At 63.3% G+C, this 19,391-nt stretch carries 18 protein-coding genes and 2 pseudogenes; 10 read left to right on the top strand and 10 right to left on the bottom strand.

The features are described 5' to 3' along the window. Positions 1–222: 222 nt before the first annotated feature. A complete protein-coding gene (locus ACFVJ3_RS47365; protein ID WP_378458666.1) occupies positions 223–492 on the top strand; it encodes an Atu4866 domain-containing protein in 270 nt (89 codons plus the stop codon). Continuing rightward, on the top strand, positions 489–1,220 hold the full coding sequence (locus tag ACFVJ3_RS47360) for an SDR family oxidoreductase (RefSeq protein WP_378458665.1): 732 nt from the start codon (positions 489–491) through the stop codon (positions 1,218–1,220). The genes ACFVJ3_RS47365 and ACFVJ3_RS47360 overlap by 4 nt, the downstream gene beginning before the upstream one ends. 77 nt (positions 1,221–1,297) lie before the next feature. Here ACFVJ3_RS47360 and ACFVJ3_RS47355 read toward each other — a convergent pair whose 3' ends face one another. From ACFVJ3_RS47355 to ACFVJ3_RS47345, 3 genes are all read right to left on the bottom strand, one after another. Further along, positions 1,298–1,873: an IS630 family transposase gene (locus ACFVJ3_RS47355; RefSeq protein ID WP_378458664.1), complete on the bottom strand. Its 576-nt coding sequence runs from the start codon at positions 1,871–1,873 to the stop codon at positions 1,298–1,300. Beyond that, positions 1,852–2,379 (bottom strand): winged helix-turn-helix domain-containing protein, encoded by a 528-nt coding sequence (locus tag ACFVJ3_RS47350; RefSeq protein WP_378458663.1) that lies wholly within the window; start codon positions 2,377–2,379, stop codon positions 1,852–1,854. Before ACFVJ3_RS47350 ends, ACFVJ3_RS47355 begins: the two co-directional genes overlap by 22 nt. A gap of 617 nt (positions 2,380–2,996) precedes the next feature. Beyond that, positions 2,997–3,398, bottom strand: a complete 402-nt coding sequence (locus ACFVJ3_RS47345; RefSeq protein WP_378458662.1) for an SRPBCC family protein — start codon at positions 3,396–3,398, stop codon at positions 2,997–2,999. Between the two features lie 158 nt (positions 3,399–3,556). Between ACFVJ3_RS47345 and ACFVJ3_RS47340 the strand changes: the two genes are divergently transcribed. Next, on the top strand, positions 3,557–4,414 hold the full coding sequence (locus ACFVJ3_RS47340) for a helix-turn-helix transcriptional regulator (protein WP_378458661.1): 858 nt from the start codon (positions 3,557–3,559) through the stop codon (positions 4,412–4,414). An 82-nt stretch (positions 4,415–4,496) separates the two neighbouring features. Here ACFVJ3_RS47340 and ACFVJ3_RS47335 read toward each other — a convergent pair whose 3' ends face one another. Continuing rightward, the gene (locus tag ACFVJ3_RS47335) at positions 4,497–5,063 is read right to left on the bottom strand and encodes a flavin reductase family protein (protein WP_378458660.1); all 567 of its coding nucleotides are present in this window, start codon (positions 5,061–5,063) and stop codon (positions 4,497–4,499) included. A gap of 114 nt (positions 5,064–5,177) precedes the next feature. Here ACFVJ3_RS47335 and ACFVJ3_RS47330 point away from each other — a divergent pair, with 114 nt between their 5' ends. After that, a complete protein-coding gene (locus ACFVJ3_RS47330; RefSeq protein ID WP_378458659.1) occupies positions 5,178–6,053 on the top strand; it encodes a helix-turn-helix transcriptional regulator in 876 nt (291 codons plus the stop codon). Positions 6,054–6,118: 65 nt separating this feature from the next. Here ACFVJ3_RS47330 and ACFVJ3_RS47325 read toward each other — a convergent pair. Next, positions 6,119–6,287 (bottom strand): annotated as a pseudogene (locus ACFVJ3_RS47325) (acyl dehydratase); the annotation flags it as partial. A gap of 400 nt (positions 6,288–6,687) precedes the next feature. Here ACFVJ3_RS47325 and ACFVJ3_RS47320 point away from each other — a divergent pair. The 3 genes and pseudogenes from ACFVJ3_RS47320 to ACFVJ3_RS47310 all read left to right on the top strand — a co-directional run bounded on the left by ACFVJ3_RS47320 (position 6,688) and on the right by ACFVJ3_RS47310 (position 9,274). Beyond that, positions 6,688–7,464, top strand: a complete 777-nt coding sequence (locus ACFVJ3_RS47320) for an SDR family oxidoreductase (protein ID WP_378458658.1) — start codon at positions 6,688–6,690, stop codon at positions 7,462–7,464. A 303-nt stretch (positions 7,465–7,767) separates the two neighbouring features. Then, positions 7,768–8,850: pseudogene (locus tag ACFVJ3_RS47315) on the top strand (Na+/H+ antiporter); the annotation flags it as partial. 61 nt (positions 8,851–8,911) lie between these two features. Further along, positions 8,912–9,274: a hypothetical protein gene (locus tag ACFVJ3_RS47310; protein WP_378458667.1), complete on the top strand. Its 363-nt coding sequence runs from the start codon at positions 8,912–8,914 to the stop codon at positions 9,272–9,274. A 312-nt stretch (positions 9,275–9,586) separates the two neighbouring features. On the opposite strand, the gene ACFVJ3_RS47305 is transcribed toward ACFVJ3_RS47310, so the two are convergent. The 5 genes from ACFVJ3_RS47305 to ACFVJ3_RS47285 form a co-directional block, all read right to left on the bottom strand. Further along, positions 9,587–10,342, bottom strand: a complete 756-nt coding sequence (locus ACFVJ3_RS47305; RefSeq protein ID WP_378458657.1) for a GntR family transcriptional regulator — start codon at positions 10,340–10,342, stop codon at positions 9,587–9,589. 344 nt (positions 10,343–10,686) lie between these two features. Next, a complete protein-coding gene (locus tag ACFVJ3_RS47300) occupies positions 10,687–11,853 on the bottom strand; it encodes a CaiB/BaiF CoA transferase family protein (protein ID WP_378458656.1) in 1,167 nt (388 codons plus the stop codon). A 1-nt stretch (position 11,854) separates the two neighbouring features. Continuing rightward, on the bottom strand, positions 11,855–13,006 hold the full coding sequence (locus tag ACFVJ3_RS47295) for a zinc-binding dehydrogenase (RefSeq protein WP_378458655.1): 1,152 nt from the start codon (positions 13,004–13,006) through the stop codon (positions 11,855–11,857). Between the two features lie 21 nt (positions 13,007–13,027). Next, the gene (locus ACFVJ3_RS47290; RefSeq protein ID WP_378458654.1) at positions 13,028–14,545 is read right to left on the bottom strand and encodes an aldehyde dehydrogenase; all 1,518 of its coding nucleotides are present in this window, start codon (positions 14,543–14,545) and stop codon (positions 13,028–13,030) included. Positions 14,546–14,656: 111 nt separating this feature from the next. Beyond that, positions 14,657–16,027, bottom strand: a complete 1,371-nt coding sequence (locus ACFVJ3_RS47285; protein ID WP_378458653.1) for an MmgE/PrpD family protein — start codon at positions 16,025–16,027, stop codon at positions 14,657–14,659. 445 nt (positions 16,028–16,472) lie between these two features. Between ACFVJ3_RS47285 and ACFVJ3_RS47280 the strand changes: the two genes are divergently transcribed. From ACFVJ3_RS47280 to ACFVJ3_RS47270, 3 genes are all read left to right on the top strand, one after another. Then, positions 16,473–17,858 (top strand): MFS transporter, encoded by a 1,386-nt coding sequence (locus tag ACFVJ3_RS47280; RefSeq protein ID WP_378458652.1) that lies wholly within the window; start codon positions 16,473–16,475, stop codon positions 17,856–17,858. 15 nt (positions 17,859–17,873) lie between these two features. Next, positions 17,874–18,614 carry a GntR family transcriptional regulator gene (locus ACFVJ3_RS47275; RefSeq protein ID WP_378458651.1) on the top strand — a complete coding sequence of 247 codons (741 nt, stop codon included), beginning with the start codon at positions 17,874–17,876 and terminating at the stop codon, positions 18,612–18,614. 88 nt (positions 18,615–18,702) lie between these two features. Continuing rightward, positions 18,703–19,299: an MFS transporter gene (locus tag ACFVJ3_RS47270; protein WP_378458650.1), complete on the top strand. Its 597-nt coding sequence runs from the start codon at positions 18,703–18,705 to the stop codon at positions 19,297–19,299. Positions 19,300–19,391: the final 92 nt, after the last annotated feature.

Below are 19,391 nucleotides of genomic sequence, written 5' to 3'. Positions count from 1 at the left end.
AACGCGCTGCCCATCGGAAATCTCCAAAGCGGGTACCGGGTTCCTCATGTACGGATTCTATCGAATCGATCAAGAATTATTTGCGAGACACACCAGTAGTTGTCCGCGCGACGCGAGCCGATGCGGCGTGACTGGGTGCGCGGCACCTAGTCGAGTTGCGTCCTGGCTACCCTCCGCGTGTCTCGCAAGAATTAGAGCACCAAGTTGCGAGGGAGGATTGTGATGGATGAATCCGGAACCACGATCGACCGGGCAGGTGTAATCGGGATGTGGGTGACAGCTGACGGCTTCATTCGGCAGGAGTTGCGTGCCGATGGGCGCTACGACGAGGCGCGTGGCGCACGGCAGTGTGCATATACCGGACGTTACACAGTGACAGGAAACCATCTCGACTACCTCGACGACCTTGGTTTTACCGCAACAGGAGACATTTTTGGCGGGGTGCTGTACCACGAGCATCTCGTCCTATACCGAGAGGACAAACAGTCATGAGCGAGCGCAAAGTAGTCCTGATCACAGGAGCAAGTAGCGGGATTGGAGAGGCGACAACGCGGAAGTTAGCTGCCGACGGCCACCAAGTCTTTCTCGGCGCACGGCGCACAGAACGACTCGAGCACTTGGTCCAGGAGATTGGAGATGCCAGCGGCAGTGCAGCATTCCGCAAGTTGGACGTCACTGAAGTAGCCGACGTCCAGGCCTTCGTCGAGGCTGCCCGTAAGCGTTTCGGTCGCGTCGATGTTGTGGTCAACAACGCAGGAGTTATGCCCCTGTCGCCGCTGGCCGCGCTGAAGATCGACGAGTGGAACCGGATGCTAGACGTGAACGTTCGTGGCGTTCTTAATGGCATCGCCGCAGCACTACCGGTCATGCAATCACAAGGTGGCGGACATTTCGTCAACATCGCATCTGTCGGGGCATACGAGGTTGTACCGACAGCGGCGGTCTACTGCGCGACGAAGTTTGCGGTGCGCGCGATCTCCGAAGGGCTGCGCCAAGAATCGTCAGGCGATGTCCGTGTTACCGTCGTATCGCCAGGTGTAACGGAATCTGAATTAGCGGACAGCATTTCGGACGACAATGCACGCGAAGACATGAAGGCATACCGCGCCGTCGCACTTCCGGCCGCGGCGATCGCCAACGCGATCGCGTTCGCCATCGATCAGCCGGCGGATGTGGACGTCAACGAGATCATCGTTCGCCCCGCCGCGAGCGCACAGTAGTTCGGTCGGACCGAGGTGGTCGTCTCCCGTACGAGACGGCCACCTTAAAGACGTTTCGGTAATTGAGTGAGTGGTGATCATAAGGAAAGTCCGGTGTGGTCGAGGAAGCTGTGGCACAGGTCGAAGTTCGAGCCGATCCGGGTGAGGCCAGTCTCGGTCGCGATGCGGACCTCGTCGAGGATGTCGGGGCAGAGGTTGGCGAGTTCGGTGGATTTCATGTTGCCCCATGCTTGTTCGATGGGATTGAGCTCGGGGGCATACGCAGGGAGGCGTTCGACGTGGAGCCAGTCGCGTTGGGTGGCCAGCCACGCGGTCATCGCCTTGGATCGGTGGGCCATGAGCCCGTCCCAGATCAGGATGACCTGCTCCCCGGCGAAGTGGGCGCGGAGTTCGGCGAGGAACTCGATGAGCTTGTCGGTGTTGTAGGAGCCGTCGGTCATGGAGAACACGAATGCGCTGCGGCTGCGATCGTGTCGGTAGGCCAGGACTCCGGCCATGGACATTCGTTTCCACGAGAATCGGTGATGCAACACAGGTGTCACACCTTTCGGCGCCCAGGTTGCTCGGACCACCGGGAGCAGCGACACACCGCTTTCGTCCTGGAAGCAGATCCACGCACCTCGGCGCCGCGCTATTTTTTTATCCGCGGCCACTCGTTCTCACGCCAGGCGACGATGGCGTCCTCGTCGCGTTCGACTGCCCGCCGTGCGGGACGTTGCCGGCTCCAGCCCAGTCGGGTCCGCAGGATCGTCCAGGTCTGGGTGGGTCCGTAGGTCACGCCGGTGAGCCGCTCGATCACGATCGCGACCCGGCCCAGGGTCCACACCCCGGTCGCGAAGCCATGAGCTTGGGGTCCTTTGAGCAGTTCCTCTCGGATCGCCTCGATCTGGGCGTCATCGAGCCGGGGTCGGCGTCCAGCGCGACCGGCACCTTCCAACGCCTCGTTGCCCCCTTCGGTCCACTGTCGATACCAGCGTGAGGCGGTCTGCTGGGAGACCTCCAACTCGACCGCGACATCGACCTGTCGTCGTCCCGCGGCGAACATCTCCGCCGCCCGCATCCGCCGGTCACGCAACGCCTCGAGATCCCGGCGACCGCCGCGCTGCTTGACTTTCCGGGCATCCGATCCCTCGCGCGAACCGGTTTCCTTACCTGCCATTCATCAATGATCCAGCAGCGCAGTGTGAATCCCGTGCAACGACACACCCTATTACCGAAACATCTTTAATCCACTCGCCAATTCCGGATGTCTTCATGCCGACGGCCACTGGCGCCCTCCAGACACGCGGCATCCTTTGACGGCCGCTGCGGCCCGGCTGGGCGGCGTAGTTGGACGTGTCGGTGGCATCGGTGCGCGCACGTCCACTTCTGATCTGCCGCCAGCACCCGCAGTACAAGGAACTAAGCACACCGCGGATGACGAACCCGAAATCGGTTGCCCCGGACATGATGGCGTATCCGCGGCCATTTTGACAGGGCCGTTCGCTATGACAGACAGAGCCGACGACGGTCGAACTCCCCGCTGTGAGTACAGCGGGGAGTTGACGCGTGTCGCCCGCGGCCGGTCCAGCCCGATCTGTCGTCTGCTGCGGCGGGCGGGCACACGCTGGGCGCCGCGCACCGTTCTGCGCGGGACCTGGCTTGCAGACTGACGGGTGTCCTCGCCTGGCACTCAGATCGGTATAGCCACCAGATCAGGACGGGGTGGCCGTGATGATCATTGCGGACAGTTCGTGAAGGACGAGGTCCTCTCGGGTCGCGGATGGCTCCGGAACGTCAGCTCACGGCGGCAGCCAACCCGCCTTCGTAGAAGCCGGTGATGAGCTGGCGAGCCTGTTCGGCAGGGATTCCGTCGGCGTCGAATTCGGCGTCCCAGGAAACAACAGTCTCCCCTGACTCGACGTCCCGGGTGACGGCGACGGTCGCCTGGTAGTTGCGTACGGGAATGGACCCACCGACCATTTTGTAACTGTACGACTGCTCGGTCTGGTTGATCAGTTCTTCGATCGCCTCCCCACCACCGCGCAGGGCCACTCGCCGGACAGAGTTCCGGCTGCCGTCGCGTGCAGTGCGTTCGGCATCGGGATGCCATCCGTCAATGGCGAAGAAGTCTCCGATCCTCCCCCACACCAGCTTCTGGTCCAGCGGCGTGCGAACTTCTGCATGAACTGTCAACATGCTCCTCGGATCCCTTCGGGTTTGCTACGGGTCGTGTGGTGCTCCGCGCCATCGACGCTGGTGTCGGTAACAGCTCCACTGTCGCCGAAGGCCCGCTCGTCTGTCGTGGGTGCATTGCACCCACCCACTACCAGGCGATCCAGAACTAACATTGAGAAATGCCTTCCAGCGAACTTGGAGATTTCCTTCGGTCACGTCGTGCTCAGGTTTCACCGAAGGACGCGGGGATTCACAGCTATGGCACTCGAAGAGTTTCAGGCCTTCGACGTGAGGAAGTCGCGATCCTTGCGGGACTGAGCTCCGACTACTACACCCGCTTAGAGCAAGGGCGAGAACGTAATCCGTCCGCTCAGGTGCTCGATGCTCTCACGCGCGCGTTGCGGCTCGATGCCGACCAGGAAATGCACCTGTACCGGTTGGCCCGCCTGGTGCCGAGCGCCCGCGGGTCCAGTGCACGAGAGTCGGTCAGTCCGACCCTTCTCCGGTTGATGGATATCTACGACTCGACTCCGGCGTTCGTCTTGAATCGGACACTCGACATTCTGGCGTGCAACCGGCTCGCCGAAGCGCTCTTCTCGCCGTTCACCGCTGCTGACAATCTGCTGCGGATGGTGTTTACCGATCCAGCGGGAGCGTCCTTCTATGCCGAGTGGCATCGCGCGGCACAGGCCACCGTCGCAACATTGCGTTTGGCCGTCGGCCACGACCCGAATAATGCTCGTCTCACCCAGTTGGTCAGTGAGCTGGCGGCGGCCAGCCCCGCGTTTCGCCAGTACTGGGAAGAGGGTCATGTGCGGGGCAAGACACTGGATGCGAAGGAACTCGTCCATCCCGATGTGGGCACATTGAGTTTGACCTTTCAAGCTTTCGATGTGCGTGACAAGCCGGGACAACAGTTGGTGATCTACCAGGCGGATCCGGGGTCCCCGAGTGATCAGGCACTGAAGTTGCTCGGTTCGCTCACCGCGACCAGGGACCGGGAGCGGCGGGACGCGGAAGCAAGTTCGACCGACTGACACTCGCGAAGCTCCCGACCACCAGTCACGCTCCCTTTCGCCCAGCGTGAAGCCAGGCCGCACACGGTTACCGAGACATTGACTAGTCGATCAGCGATGTCCACTTCGTCATCCGCTCACGGAGGTCGATCGCCTCACCGTTCTCGGAGAACGTTCCATCTCCGCGGTGATGGATCTCCCCCGTGCCTCGCTTCGAATCATCCACCCACACATGCTGGGCCTGGACAATCCAGAGTCCGTAGTCATCGACGAGGCGATCGTCGACGACGCGGCATTCGATATTCGCGAAGCACTCCGCGACGAGAGGCGCCGCAACGGATGCCGCTGCCAGCGGGGTGAGGCCGAAACGCTCCCACTTATCAACCTCCGCACCGGATACGTTCCCGATATCGACGACCTGCTCAGCGAGTTCGACGGCCGGGATTGCAATGACACACTCACGGGTGTCGCGCAGCGTGTCGAAGCTGTAGTCCCACGGTCCGAGCACGAATCCGATGAGACCGCCATGTTGCACGGGCATGTTGAAACCATTTGTCATCAGATTGTCATGCAGTCCGTCGGACGTCGAAATCATGATCACGGGACCTGGCTCAATCAACCTGTGCACCTTGAAAATTGGGTACGTCGAGAATGCATTCAGACCAGTCATGCGGTTCTTCCTTCCGATCAGGGTTGATTACCTATAGTTTTCAGGGTTCAGCTGATGGTCGCGTGGCCCTTTCGCACCCCCTTTGGACTTGACCGGTTGCCTTAGAATCAAGCCATGGCGAGCACTGAGTTGGGGGAATTTCTGCGGGCCCGACGCGCTGCCGCATCACCGGATTCTGTTCCGTTTGCGTCCGCGGGACCTCGGCGCGTTCCGGGGTTACGCCGGGACGAAGTGGCCATGCTGGCCGATGTCAGTCCTGACTACTACCGCCGGCTGGAGCAGGGCCGTGAACGCCACCCGTCCCAAGCGGTCCTCGAGGGGCTCAGTAAGGCCCTGGTTCTTACTTTCGAGGAACGTCGGCACCTTTACTCGCTGGCAGGTGTGGCGTGGCGACTCGACGGTGCCGAGCTTCGCCGGGAGGTCGATCCCGCGTTACTGCGTTTGATGGAGTCCTGGGAGCGCTCCGGCGCGTTCGTACTCGATCCGGTCTTGGATATCTCGGCGATGAACTCCCTGGCGGTGGCGTTGTTCGAACCGTTCGCTGATACGACCAATCTCGTGGAGATGGTTTTCTGCGATCCCGCTGCCCGTGAGTTCTTTGTCGATTGGGAGGAGTCGGCGAAATCAACGGTCGCCAGTCTACGAGCGACCGCCAAGTTCTCCTCGACTCCTCACCGGTTCACCGACCTCATCGCCCGGCTCGAGGCCGCGAGCCCCCGTTTCTGCGAGCTGTGGGCTCGACATGAGGTACAGCCGAAAACTCATGAAGTCAAACAGCTGCGCCATTCCACCGCCGGCGAGCTCACGATCGAATTTCACGCATTCGGTGTCCCAAGCGCGCCCGGCCATCAGCTTCTTGTGTACCAGGTCGAGCCTGGCTCGGTCGGCGAGATTCGACTGCTCGACCTGGCGACACACCGCATCGATGCCGGTGTACTTAGCGGACAGTCCGCTGGGCAGGCCCACCCACCAACCGCGTCAATGGATTAGATCCGATAGCAGGCCGAGCAGCGCCGAACCAAGCAGCGGCTTCATCGGGGTCGTGCACATCAGACTCAGGCCGTGAGGGCGGAGAACCGCCAGTCGAGGACTGGGATGTCGGTGGCGGACACCGTCACCAGGTTTGGGACGGCGGGCGACTTGGGCGATGCCGATGGTGTGCCCGCCGTACACGAATCGGCCAGCGGCGCCGACATGTTCGTCTTGGTGGGTGGCGGCGATGTTGCGCGCCGTTGCCAGGTAGCCCGTTCACCTGCCTTTTGTTCGTAAGACCCGGGCGCGATCAGCATTGACCGTCGCCGGGTAGTCATCTTATTTACCTCACTCTCCTTCGCCCTATTCATCCGGTTGTTTTCTTCGGTGCAGCGCGCGCTTGGAAGTGAGAGACAACATAGACCCATAAGTCAAATGCTTTACAAGGCAACAGGTTCATGCACTTCATCGCGAATCGCATCGCGACCAATCGATGAAAACATACGGATGAATATACATCGTTGTGTGGTTGCCTGGGTGTGGTGCACCTAGGCAGATCGCGGCCTGTTCGCCCACCCCGATCACACCGACGATGGAATCCGTACCCCGAGGAACACACCTCGAACACACCACCGTCAAGGAGACACACCCCATGAGCCAGGTCCTCACCGGAACCCCCCTCACCGGCCGCATCGCCGTCGTCACCGGCGCCTCCAGCGGAATCGGCGAAGCTACCGCCGAACGACTCGCCCAACTCGGCGCCAAGGTCGCCCTCCTCGCCCGCCGCACCGACCGCATCACCACCACCGCCGACCGCATCAACGCCGCCGGCGGCACCGCGATCGCCGTCACCACCGACGTCACCGACCGCACCGCCCTGCAAGCCGCCGCCGACCGCATCACCACCGAACTCGGCCCCGTCGACCTCGTCTTCGCCAACGCCGGCGTCCAGCTGATCTCCGAAATCGTCGACCTCAAGGTCGACGACTGGGACACCCAGATCGACCTCAACATCAAGGGCGTCATGAACACCATCCAGGCCTTCGTCGGCCCCCTCACCGCCGCCGCCGCCGACGGCAAGCCCGCCGACCTGATCACCACCTCCTCCATCGCCGCCACCCGCGTCCTCGAAAAGTTCCAGGTCTACTCCGGCACCAAGGCCTACATCAGCCAGCTCACCCGCCTGCTGCGCACCGAACTCGGCAGCAAAAACGTCCGCGTCGCCACCATCGAACCCGGCATGGTCGACACCGAACTACCCGACCACGTCACCGACCCCGACGCCAGCAAACTCATGGCCGACCTCATCGACCAGATCGACGTCCTCCAATCCGAAGACGTCGCCGAAACCGTCGCCTTCCTCACCGCCGTCCCCAAACACGTCAACCTCACCGAAATCACCATCCTCCCCACCGCCCAAGCCATCTAACCCACCCACACACCACCGTTCCCGCCCCCTGGTACCCGAGGGCGGGAACGGTCTCCATTAGTTCGAGCAACGGACGAGCACGACGTAGTTCTCCGACCTCCGTCGTGCAGTCTCATTTCCGGGGATGCCGGGCGTGATCAGACGCCCTCTGCCTAGCGCCGACCCGCATCCTTCCGTCAGCGGTGTCAGCACGGACCCACAACTCGCCTACCAGTCATGAGGTGACCATTGCAGTCGATTCAGCTACTCGTCGCAGTCCTCGGCACAGTCATCATCTTTACCGTATGGGGCGCCCGGATTCGGATGGTGCAACCAGCCGCCCTGCTCCTTGGTGGCTGCCTGCTGGGTTTGAACCCCACAGTCGCTGCTTTCGAGCTGCCACGCGAGTGGGTACTCGTCCTTTTCCTTCCGGCGATCTTGTATTGGGAGGCTCTGACGACCTCCACGCGAACCGCCAGTAAGGATGCCCGCTCTGTAGTCTTGCTGGCGGTCGTGCTCGTGGTTGCCACGACTGTCGCGGTGGCCGCCTGCCTGCATTGGATCCTGCACACTCCGTTGTCTGTTGCGTTCGTCATCGGGGCCGTCCTCGCCCCGACCGATGCCGCCGCCATTGCCGCCCTCGCGCACCTCCTTCCGCCACCATTCATGACGTTGCTTCGAGCTGAGAGCCTCATCAACGACGGGACTGCGCTGGCTCTTCTGGCCACCGCCGTCCCGGTCGCGATCGGCGCGCACCATTTCGATCTGCTGCACATCGGCTGGAAGTTCACCGCAAGCTATCTCGGTGGAGTGGTGTTCGGTGCCGCCGTCGCCGGGGCCGCGCTGATCGCTCACCAGTTTCTCCGCGACTGGATGCTCTCGAGTGTGCTCAGTGTCTTGACGCCGTTTGTGGCGTATCTGCTTGCCGATCAGATACATACCTCGGGTGTCATTGCCGTGGTGACGGCGGGTTTCCTGCTGGCCCGGCCTGGGCCGCATGTCATTCCGCCAGCCACTCGAATGCAAACCCAGCCGTTTTGGTCACTGACGACCTATGTGCTCAACTCGGCACTGTTCGTGTTGGTGGGGACGCAAATCCCCTCTGTTGTCGCTGATCTGGCGCCTCAATCGTTGACGTTGGGGTTGGCGGCGGTGGGCTTGGCCGGTCTCGGTGTGATCGGTTGTCGGCTGCTGTACTTCTACACGGTGCCTTCCGTGTTTCGGGCCATCGACCGCCGCGGTAGTCAGGTTTCACGCCGGATCAGTGCGCGGGAGCGTTTTCCGCTCGCATGGTCCGGTGTCCGTGGAGGGGTGTCGCTGGCCGCCGCGCTCGCAGGTCCAGACACGATGGCAGATGGGCGCCCCTTCGAGTACAAGAGTCTGATCGTGTTCATCACTGCTGGTGTGATTGTCGTGACCCTGTTCGGGCAGGGCATGTCCCTGCCGCGCGTGATCACATGGGCTCGCTATGACCCTATCGACGAATCTGCCGGACAGCGGGCTGCGGTATGTGACGGATCCGGCTCAGCACGACCGCGCCCTCCTTCCCGCCGATCGGCTCGGCGCCGAGTTGCGGGAGCATCTGCGTGCCTTGACGGTCCGGCAGGAGGATCCAGTGTCGCTGCAGATACAGATACAGATACAGATACAGATACAGACGATGCAGCAGGCGATTCTCACTGTCCAGTGCAGTCGGCTTCTGACCACGTTCGAACGACACGAGATCGACGACTCCGCGTTCTTGCGGGTCCAGTCGCTGCTGGATACCACCGAGGCGAAACTGAGCTCGACGGTGACGTCCTGTGTGAATAGGCCGATCGTGGAGCCGTAGCAACCATCTCTGTGACGGCTCCTGCTCGTCGAGATGTGCTGGAAGGCGAACGATGTCGAGACCAGTGGGACTTCGGACTTTGCACGAAGCCGATAACCCGGGCCAGTGGCGAGCATTCTGCCTGGGACGAACACCGGACCGCCATTGCCACGGAGAACAAGACCTTGATCCAGATCACGGTCGAATTCGGCAACCTATCGCGCCCGGAGGTTCCTCACGCCCTGGCCAGGCAACCCTGCCGCAGTCGCGGAAACCGGATGTGTCGGCTCGCCCCGCTCGGCCGCGGCGAGCCACAGGTTCAGTTCCTCGTTCTCAGGATCCTCGCCGCCGCAATTCCATGCGGTACGAGTACCGGCGCGGATTGAAGTGAGAGGACGTGAATTCCACGAATTTCCCGTCGGCGTCGTAGTAGAGGCGCTCGATAAGCAGTATGGCTTCTCCTGCCTGGCATCCGATCAGCTCGGCTTCGCGCTCCGGGGCGTTCATGGCGGTGATCTCTTGCCGTGCGCCCATGATCGGCTTGGTGAGAAATTTTTCGGCGGCCCCGATCACGGTTCCCTCGCCGACCGACGGGACCCCGTCCGCGGCCAGTTTCGCCCCGAGGTCGGGTTCGACGTAGTGGCGTGTCAGGACAAAGGGGATCCCCTCGAAGGAGCGACGAACGGTGGCCTTGCTGACCTCGATGTACGGCAATTCCAATCGGGACGCGATGGAGGGCTCAACGACGACCGTGAATGGTTCGATCACCTCGGTGTTCGTGTCGGGCCAGACGATGATTTCGTCGAGGGAGCCGATCGAGCGGACGTAGCGGCCCCGGGTGTCCTGTTGGCGGCCGCTCACATAGGTTCCGCTGCCTTGCACGCGGTAGATAAGCCCGTCGGAGAGCAGAATCTGCAGGGCTTCGCGCACCGTGTGGCGGCTGACGTTGTGGACCGACTGCAGCACGCTTTCGGTGGGCATCTTTCTTCCGACCGAGTAGACACCTGCCTCGATGTCGGTCCGCAACTTCTCGGCCAACACTTTGTATGCCGGGACACCACGCTCCGCGGGAGTTACCTTGTTCGTCACCACGGGGCCCTCCTTCTCCCTGCTGCGATCGGCAGGGTTCCATCCACCACACTAGCGCTCGTCCGGATGAATCTTCAACGGAGGTCACTCGTCATTGCTGATCTACTGCGACACTGGACTATTCGAGGCGACAGGCACCGTCTCGTCATTTGTAGTTCAAGAATTGATACCGATCAATCGAGTATGGAGGTGAGACCGTTTGCGATCGCACCTCCATACTCGTCCTTCCGCCGCCGGAGTTGGGCAACCGGCGGATGTCTGTCACCAGAGCACACCAGCGATACCGATGTCGGCCCTATCGCGGCGGTGCTGGTGCCCCCGCCGACCCATGTCGGTGGGGTGCGTCAGGCGGTGGTCGGTTCCACCTCCGTAAGCAGTTCGTCGTTATGCTCGCCGAGCTGCGGTGCCGAGTCGGTACGTGGCTCCTCGTAGGTGTCGGTCAGGAACGGTGTCCGGATCATCCGACGACGACCGGCATACGGATCGTCGATCTCGAGGAACATGCGACGCGCGTCGAGGTGTGGGCACTGGTAGAGCTCGTCGATGGTCTGGCTTTCTCCGGCGGGAAGCCCATGCGCGGCGAAATGCTCGACGATCTCACGGCGCGTGCGGGACCGTGTCCACCGTTCAGCTTCGGGGCGGATCACCGATGCGAAGTTCTCGGCCCGGTGAATGACCGAGTCCAGCAGCGGATGGTCGAGCAGGTCGGGCCGCTCGATTGCCACACACAGCCGCCGCCACATCTCATGGGTGGGCAGAATCAGTGCAACATAACCATCCTCGGCTTCGAGGGCCCCGAGTGGAGAATAGCGATCCACCCCGCGCACTCGATGCTCGCCCGTGAAATCCCACAGCATGAGTTCGCGTTCGAGCAAGGACGCCACCGAGTCGTACATGCTCTGATCGACGAACGCACCCGTACCGGTCTGCTGACGTCCCTGAAGGGCGGCGAGCACGCTGACGGTGGCATGAACCGCAGTGAAGACGTCTGCGAAACCGGTCACCGTCGGAAGCGGCGGGCCCCCCGGTTCTCCGGTCACCGCCATCAGCCCGCCGATCGCCTGGATTGCGGTGTCGAAGGCCGGCCGTTCGGCGAATTCACCCCGATGTGTCGACAACCGGCCGTATCCGCTGATGGCGCAGTAGATCAGGCGTGGATTGACCTCCCTGAGCGCGTCGTACCCCACGCCCATGCGGTCGACTGCCCCCGGGCGGAGGTTCTCCACGACGACGTCGGCGGTCGCCGCCAATGCCCGGTACCGCGCCCGGTCGCCTTCTTCACGCAAGTCCAGGGTGACGGACTTCTTGTTGCGGTTGTAACTCAGGAACCCGCCGCTCATGGACCCGGTCTCGGTCTGCTCGAGCGGATCGTAGATTCTGCGCGGATCGCCGCCGTCGGGCCGCTCGATCTTGATGACCTCCGCGCCCAGGTCGGCCAGCATCATCGCGCAGTAGGGGGCGGCGATGTACTGGCCCATCTCGAGCACCCGAATGCCGTCGAGGGGCCTCACGTCAGATTCCTTCGGTTCCGTGCGGGACGAGCATCGGCTTGATGTCCTCCTGCGCCCGCATCCGCGTCAGCGCCTCGGTCGCCTGGTCGAGCCGGTACCGGTTCGGGACCAGTGCGCCGAAGTCGTACTTGCCGTGCGTGTTCTTCATGAATTCGAGAGCCTTGCGGTACTCGGCGATGTGTCCGGACCAGGTCCCCATGATGGTCAGCTGCTGTCGGGTGATGAAGCCGGGACGGACCGGGACTTCCTTTCCGGGGCCGTCGATCTGGCCGGTGACCATGTAGCGGCCACCTTCCTTGATCATTCCCAGACCTTCAGTGAACGCGGTGCGTGCACCGGAGAACTCGAACACCACTTCGGCACCGTGGCCGCCGAGCAGGTCGCGCACCGCGGCGATCCGGTCTTCGGGTTCGGGATGTTCGGCGACGGAGACGAGGTCGGTGGCCCCGTACTGCTTGGCGATGGCCAGGCGGTTGTCAGGAGCTCCGATGGTGATGATTCGCCCGGCGCCGAGATGATCGGCGAGGGCGGTCGCGAACAGACCGAGCGGGCCGGCGCCCTGGATAACGACGGTTTCCCAAGGGTTCATCTTGCCGATGCGCTCGAACGAGTGCACGACTGTTCGCAATGCGCAGCTGGCCGCCGATGCCCAGGAGGTTTCCACCTCGTCCGGCACCCGCACTCGTCCCGAGTTGGGGAAGACGTAGGCGTACTCGGCGAAGCCGCCGACTAGATAGGGGGGACGCTCACAGTTGGTGAACATGTAGTACTGACGGTTGGTGCACAGGGTGGGCTGGTTGTCGAACCGGCAGTGGTCACACTGGTTGCACGAAGCGTGGGTGAAGCAGATGCGATCGCCGATCTCGAGCGGTGTACCGAAGGTGTCCCGCTCGGCCCCGTCGCCGAATGCGATCACCTTGCCGACCATTTCGTGTCCGGGGATGACGGGCAGATCCAGCGCTTGGCTGCCGCCGAGGGAGCCATCCCACAGGTGCAGGTCTGATCCGCACACCGTCGCGGCTTCGACCCGGACCAGGAGTGCGCCCGGTTCGAGGGTCTGAGGCACAGGAATTTCGCGGATCTCGAGCGGCTCGCTGTGCTTGGTCAGCACCGCCGCCCGGCTGGTCTTGGGGATGTCGAAGGTGGTAGTCATCAGTTTGTGCTCCTTGTGCGCTCAGCCGAGTTTGAAGGGGTCGCGGCTTTCGCCGGTGAGTTCGACCCAGATGGATTTGGTCTGCAGGTATGCGTCGAGGCCTTCGATGCCGTTTTCGCGGCCGATGCCGCTCTGCCCGAAGCCGCCGTAGGGGACGTTGTTGGCGAGCACACGGTAGGAGTTGATCCAGATCGTGCCGGCGTTGAGGCGGTGCGCCACTCGGTGTGCGCGTTGGACGTCTTTGGTCCACACCGCCGCGGCGAGTCCGTAGGTCGTGTCGTTGCCGATCTGGACCGCCTCTTCTTCCGAGGTGAAGGTGATGACCGACAGCACCGGTCCGAAGATTTCTTCCCGTGCCACGCGCATCGAATTGTCGACGCCGCTGAGGATGGTGGGCTGGAAGAAGTATCCGTCGGCGAGATCGGTGTCCGGTGGACGCTCTCCGCCGCACACCACCGTGGCGCCTTCGCTGACACCCAGGTCGACGTAAAAGCGAACCTTCTCGAGTTGCTCGGCGAAAGCGATGGGGCCCATCTCGGTTTCGATGTCGAGCGGATCACCCATCTTGATCTGGGGTGCGCGTTGAGCGAGCCGTTCGACGACGGCGTCGCGGATCGATTCGTGGACCAACAACCGACTTCCTGCGATGCAGGTCTGACCGGTGGCCGCGAAGATCCCTGCCATCACCCCGTTGACGGCCGCATCGATGTCGGCGTCCGGGAAGATGATGTTCGGGGACTTGCCGCCGAGCTCGAGGGTGACTTCCGCGATGTGGTCCGCGGCGCTCTTCATGACCGCGATTCCGGTGGCAGTCGATCCGGTAAAGGTGACTTTGTCCACCCCGGGTTCGGCGGTCAGCGCGGCTCCTGTGTCCCCGGCGCCGGTGACGACGTTGAACACTCCCGGCGGGAAACCGGCTTCATCAATGAGTTTGGCGAACTCGAGGGTCGAGGACGGCGTCTGCTCCGCCGGCTTGGCGACAAATGTGCAACCGGCGGCCAATGCGGGCGCGAGCTTGCTTGCCAAAAGGAACAGTGGGCTGTTCCAGGGCAGGATTGCGGCGACCACGCCGATCGGCTCGCGGCGTGTGTAGGTGAAGAAGTTCGTCTGGGGCGCCGAGATGGTGTCACCGAAAATCTTGTCGGCAGCGCCGGCGAAGAATTCGTAGGTCGCCGGTAGCCCGGCCATCTGACCGCGGGTCTCGCGGATGACCTTGCCGTTGTCGGTGGTCTCGATGCGCGCGAGCTCGTCTGCGTGGGGTTCGATCAGCGCGGCCAGCCTGCGGATCAGGACGCCTCGCTGCGCCGCGGACATCGATCCCCACGGCCCGGACAGGGCTCGGCGTGCGGCGTCGACCGCCTTCTTCACGTCGGCCGGTCCAGCGAGTGGCGCGGTGGCCCAGGCCTGCCCGTTGTACGGGTTGATGGTCTCGAAAACCTCTCCGGAGATCGCATCGACCCAATTGCCGTCGATGTACATCTTTCGGTGTTGGAGTTCGCTGTATCGCCTGTCGGCGATGGCGACGACGTTCTCGGTCATTGTGCTCTTTCTCGTTTCACGGCCGGACCGAGTGCCCGGCACTGTCACATGGGGGGGGCGGTGGCGGCTTCGATGTACCGCGCACGTTAAGCAGGTGAGGGAATGGAGTCTTCACGTTCCGACGGAGATTCCCGCCAATGTCGCCCGGATCAACGGGTCGACGGAAGTGGCCTGCGGCAATGTGGCCACGCTGTCAACCAAGGTCTCTAATTCCTCTGTTGACAGCGGGATCTCGGATGCGAGGCGTTCGGCATTGCGCATGACGCCGTCCATGTCCCACGACAGCATTGCGTCGGAGTCCTCGATGGCGTCGTGGACCGTGGTCCCGTCGACCAGGATCACGGTGGCGTGTGCGGTTTTCGCTGGGCGTCCCGGCCCGGCTACGAGGTCGATCTTGCCGATGAGGTCGAGTACCTGGGGATCGGTGAAGTGTTGCAGCAGGTCGTAGGTGATGTCGCCGTGGACGAGACCGGTCGCGAAGGCGAATCTGGCGCTCATCAGTGTCTGTGCGGTACTGGTGAAGGGCCCCCGCGAGGGCATGCCCGGATAGGTGGCTTCGCGTTCGTTCATCCGCAGCCGGATCGACGCGACCTCGTCGGCGTGGAGACCGGACTCGCGAAGCCGCACTGCGAGCATGGCCGGCGCCTGATTGAACGCACACACCGGGTACGGCTTGAAGGTCACTGCGAGTGTGTTCCAGGACCGCCCGAGCTCGCGGGCGAGCGTTTCCGCAGACTCCCGCGATCGCGAGAAGCAGTCGAGGAATCCCGCTTCGGCTTCGAACGCCGTCCGTGACCCCGTGACCCCGGTTTCGGCGAGTTGCGCCGCCATCAGCCCGCTCGTCGCCGCGATCCCCGACTGGAAGTGCCACTCGTCGGTTCCCGCACCGAACGATTCGGACGTGCCACCCGAGATCGATGCGGCGATCGCCAATGCGGCGGTCATGCGTTCGCCGTTCAGTCCGCGGATCCGTCCGACGGCAGCAGCGGCAGCCACCGGACCGAAGACCGCCGTCGCGCGAAAGGGCGGGGTGGTCAGGTCCGTGAGCGGCCCCGACAGTGCAATGCCCACCTCGTAGCCTGCGACAACCGACGCCAGCAGAGTGCGGCCGTCGACAGCGCTGGACTCTGCGGCCGCCAGGGCGGCGGGTATGACGCTCACACCTGGATGGAACGTGCCGTGTGTGTCTTCCTGCGCCCGGGCATGCAGATGCACTCCGTTGATGAAGGCCGCCGTCGAGGCCGGATGCCACTGCCCGGTCACCAGTGAGCGGGCGTATCCCTCCTTGATCGGCGGCGAGCTCACACCAGGGCTAGCCTGCTCAGCCTGTAGCCCGAAGCCGGCGGCCGAGCCGGCCATTCCCACCGCCAAGGCGTGGAGGAGGCACCCTGTGGCCCGCTCGATGACCGGTAGTGGAATCGCATCGACCTCCAGACCCGCGGCGAAGACGCCGAGTCGTTCGGCGATCGTGCTGCCAGCCATGCGCACATCCTTTCCATGATCGTGGACACGTCAGTTGCGGTTGCTGCGGGAGGGGCCCGCGGACGCGGATCCAACCACCGCCCTCGCAAGAATTTGTCCGTATGACTTGAAACACTATTGCGAACCCTCGCATCTGTCAATCGCGACGCGAATCGAACCCGACCCCTCCCCGTTGCGCCTATGACCTAGCTGCCACTTGCAGTAAATACCCAGGTCACAGTATTTCATTCGTCTGGTTTTCATGCCGGAACCAGCCCGCAACCTACGAGGGGTTGACGCAAGCACCAACCCTGACTAACTTCAAGTCATCCGTACAACTGTGGCCCACTTCACTGTGGTTACCAGGCGGAGGATCATGGGCGCGCCGAAACACCGATCAGATTCCCGCAGGACCAAATTCACGTCGTGGCGAAAGAAATCCACGACGCTTCCCGAGGAGACCTCGATGACGAACCCACCCCCCGTATCGCCGTTACCCCCCACGATTCCGGGAGATGCACCGACGACTGATGCGCTGACCACATCGGGGACCCTGGCACCCAAGGTGTCCCGACGCGTCGCCATTGCCGCGGGCATCGGCCACTTCCTCGAGTGGTTCGACTTCGCGGTGTACGGGTTTCTGGCCGCGACCATCGGAGCGCTCTTCTTTCCCTCCGGCGACGCCACGACGTCGCTGTTGGCCTCCCTCGCCGTTTTCGGCGTCGCGTTCCTCTTTCGTCCGCTCGGGGGGCTGCTGATCGGAGCTTTCGGCGATCGCGCCGGTCGCCGCGCGGCGCTCTCACTCTCAATCGTCGTCATGGGTATCTGCACCATCGGCATCGGTATCCTGCCGACCTACGCCACCATCGGCCTCGCTGCTCCCGCTCTTCTGGTGCTCCTTCGGTGCGCCCAGGGTTTCTCCGCGGGTGGCGAGTACGCCGGCGCAGCTGCCTTCCTCGTCGAATATGCACCGGCCCGCCGGCGCGGGCTGTGGAGCAGTGTGGTCTCCGCCGGCGCCGGCATCGGGGTCATGGCCGGGGGTGCGGTGACCTTGCTGCTGACCACCCTGTTGTCCGACGACCAGATGACCACGTGGGGTTGGCGTGTCCCTTTCCTCGTCGCGGGCCCGCTGGCGGTCCTCGGCCTTTACGTCCGCCTCCGCCTCGAGGACACTCCCGTGTTCAAGGAGCTCCAGCGCGCTCACGAGGTCGAGCACGCCCCGCTGCGGAACGCGGGCAAGCACAGCCGATCCGGAATCCTGCTGGTTTTCGTCTGCACCGCGGTGACCGGCCTCGGTTTCTACTACCTCGCAACCTTCGTGGTCACCTTCCTCACTGTCGAGGTCCACATGACCAAGACCTCCGCCCTCGAACTCGCGGTGCTCGGGTTGCTCATCTACTCACTCATGTGCCCCGTGGCCGGGATGATCGGCGACCGCATCGGCCGACGACGCACGATGCTGCTCGGCGCCGGCGGCATTGCGCTGACCGCGGTCCCCTGCTTCGCGCTGCTCTCGACCGGCACCTGGTACCTCGCCTTGATCGGCCTGGTGATTTTCGCGGCCTTCGAGGCACTGGCCAATGTAATGCTCGGAGTTGTCATGGTCGAGCTCTTCCCGGCCCGACTGCGGGTGACGGGTAGCTCGATCGGCTTCAACGTCGCGCAGGCTCTCATCGGCGGTCCCGGCCCGTTCATCGCTACCGCCATCGCGGCAGCAGCAGCGCTCGTCGTCGCCCCCGCCTTCTACCTCGTCGCGATCGCAGCGCTGTCGTTCATGCTCCTGCTGCGGTATCTGCCCGAGACCCGTGGGGTGTCGCTGTTCAGTGACGAAGCACCCTCCGCGAGGAACTGACAGACAGGCCTGATTGTGGAGACGCATTCGTATCTGAAGCGTCCCGCGTACCGGCTCGTCGCCGAACAACTTCGGCGGCGAGCCGAACGCGGTGAGTACGCCGTGGGAGACAAGCTGCCCACCGAAGACCAACTTCGGCAGAGTTTCGGTGTCAGCAGACACACGATCCGGCAAGCGATCGGTCACCTGGTCGAGGAAGGCATGGTGCACCGCATTCAGGGCAGTGGCACGTACTTGATTGGGCACGAGACGAACTCAGGTCGCTATCAGCGTGCGATCGGATCGCTCGACGAAATCATGAGCTGGCCCGGCACCACCACTCGGTTACTCGAACCTTTCCGGCGCGGGGTGAACGAGCCCGCGATCGCCCGTGACCTTGGCGTCGATAGCTCAGACGTCCGCTGCGCACTCGTCCAACGCTGCTACAACCATGCGCCTTTCGCCTTGACCCGGCATTACATGGCTTCCTCACTGGCGGACAACGTGATCGAGCAGGGAGTATGGGAGACCGACAGCACGATCATTCAATCGGCGGAGCGGATACTGCCCGAGGGCATCGTCTCGGCAACTCAGAGCATCCACGCCACCCAAGCCGAAGAGGCGGAGAGCGAATTGATCGGATGCTCGGAGGGGGACGCCGTCTTGCTCATCGAGCGGCTGTACCACGACGCCGGGGGGCGGCCGGTCGAGTTCACCGCCTCCCGTCTCAATCCCCGCCGCTACACCTACCGCATGGACCTACGCAGGCAACGGTGATCGGCAGGGCACTGTCCGGTACTGGGCCGGCCCCGTTCGAGGGCGTCTATCCCACAGCTCGCCCATCAGGAAACCCAAAGGAGGCGGTGTGGGCCTGAAGCCGAGCACCGATATCGGTTCGATCGGCATCCCTGTTCGATATGCGCCGCCCGGACGAGTCATCGTCATTCTCACCACTACAGCCATCGCCGCAGTAGGACAGATGTACTCGGTGCTGGCGTTGTTACCGCAGATGGCCGCCTCCTTCGATGTCGATTCTGCACGCGTGACAGCTACCTCGACTGTGTTCGGGGTCGCCTATGCTGTCGGCTTCCTCGCCGCGGGGCCGCTGGCGTCGCGGTTCGGGCCTCATACCGTGATGTCCGTGGGACTGTGCGCCGCGGCGGTCACCACGGTGCTGGCAGCTCTACCTTCCACACTCCTTCTGGAGTTGGTCGCTCGAGCGGGGCAGGGTTGCGCGGCCGCCGCCTTCGCCCCCGCCGCCTTCACATATATCGCCGAGAGCTTGGATCCGCGCCACCGCCTGGTTGCTTTGAGTTGGTTGACCAGCGGTTTCCTCGGCGCCGCGGCGGTCGTTCCTGTCGCCGCGCAGATGATCGCAGCTGCTGCGGGCTGGCGTGCCGTCTTTGTGGTCGGTGCGGCCGCGCTCATGCTCGCGGCCGCGGCCGTTGTCGTGTTGGTTTGAGATTCCCCCGCTTCTCCGGAGACTTTTCTATCTGGCTCCGGTGAGCTCGGGTTCGATGATATCTGTCTCCTGTCCGTCTGGTCGGTCGTAGT

It is taken from the genome of Rhodococcus sp. NPDC127593, assembly GCF_042671975.1.
In the GTDB taxonomy this organism is placed as follows: Bacteria; Actinomycetota; Actinomycetes; order Mycobacteriales; family Mycobacteriaceae; genus Rhodococcus_F.
This window is presented reverse-complemented; position numbering and strand designations above follow the sequence as displayed.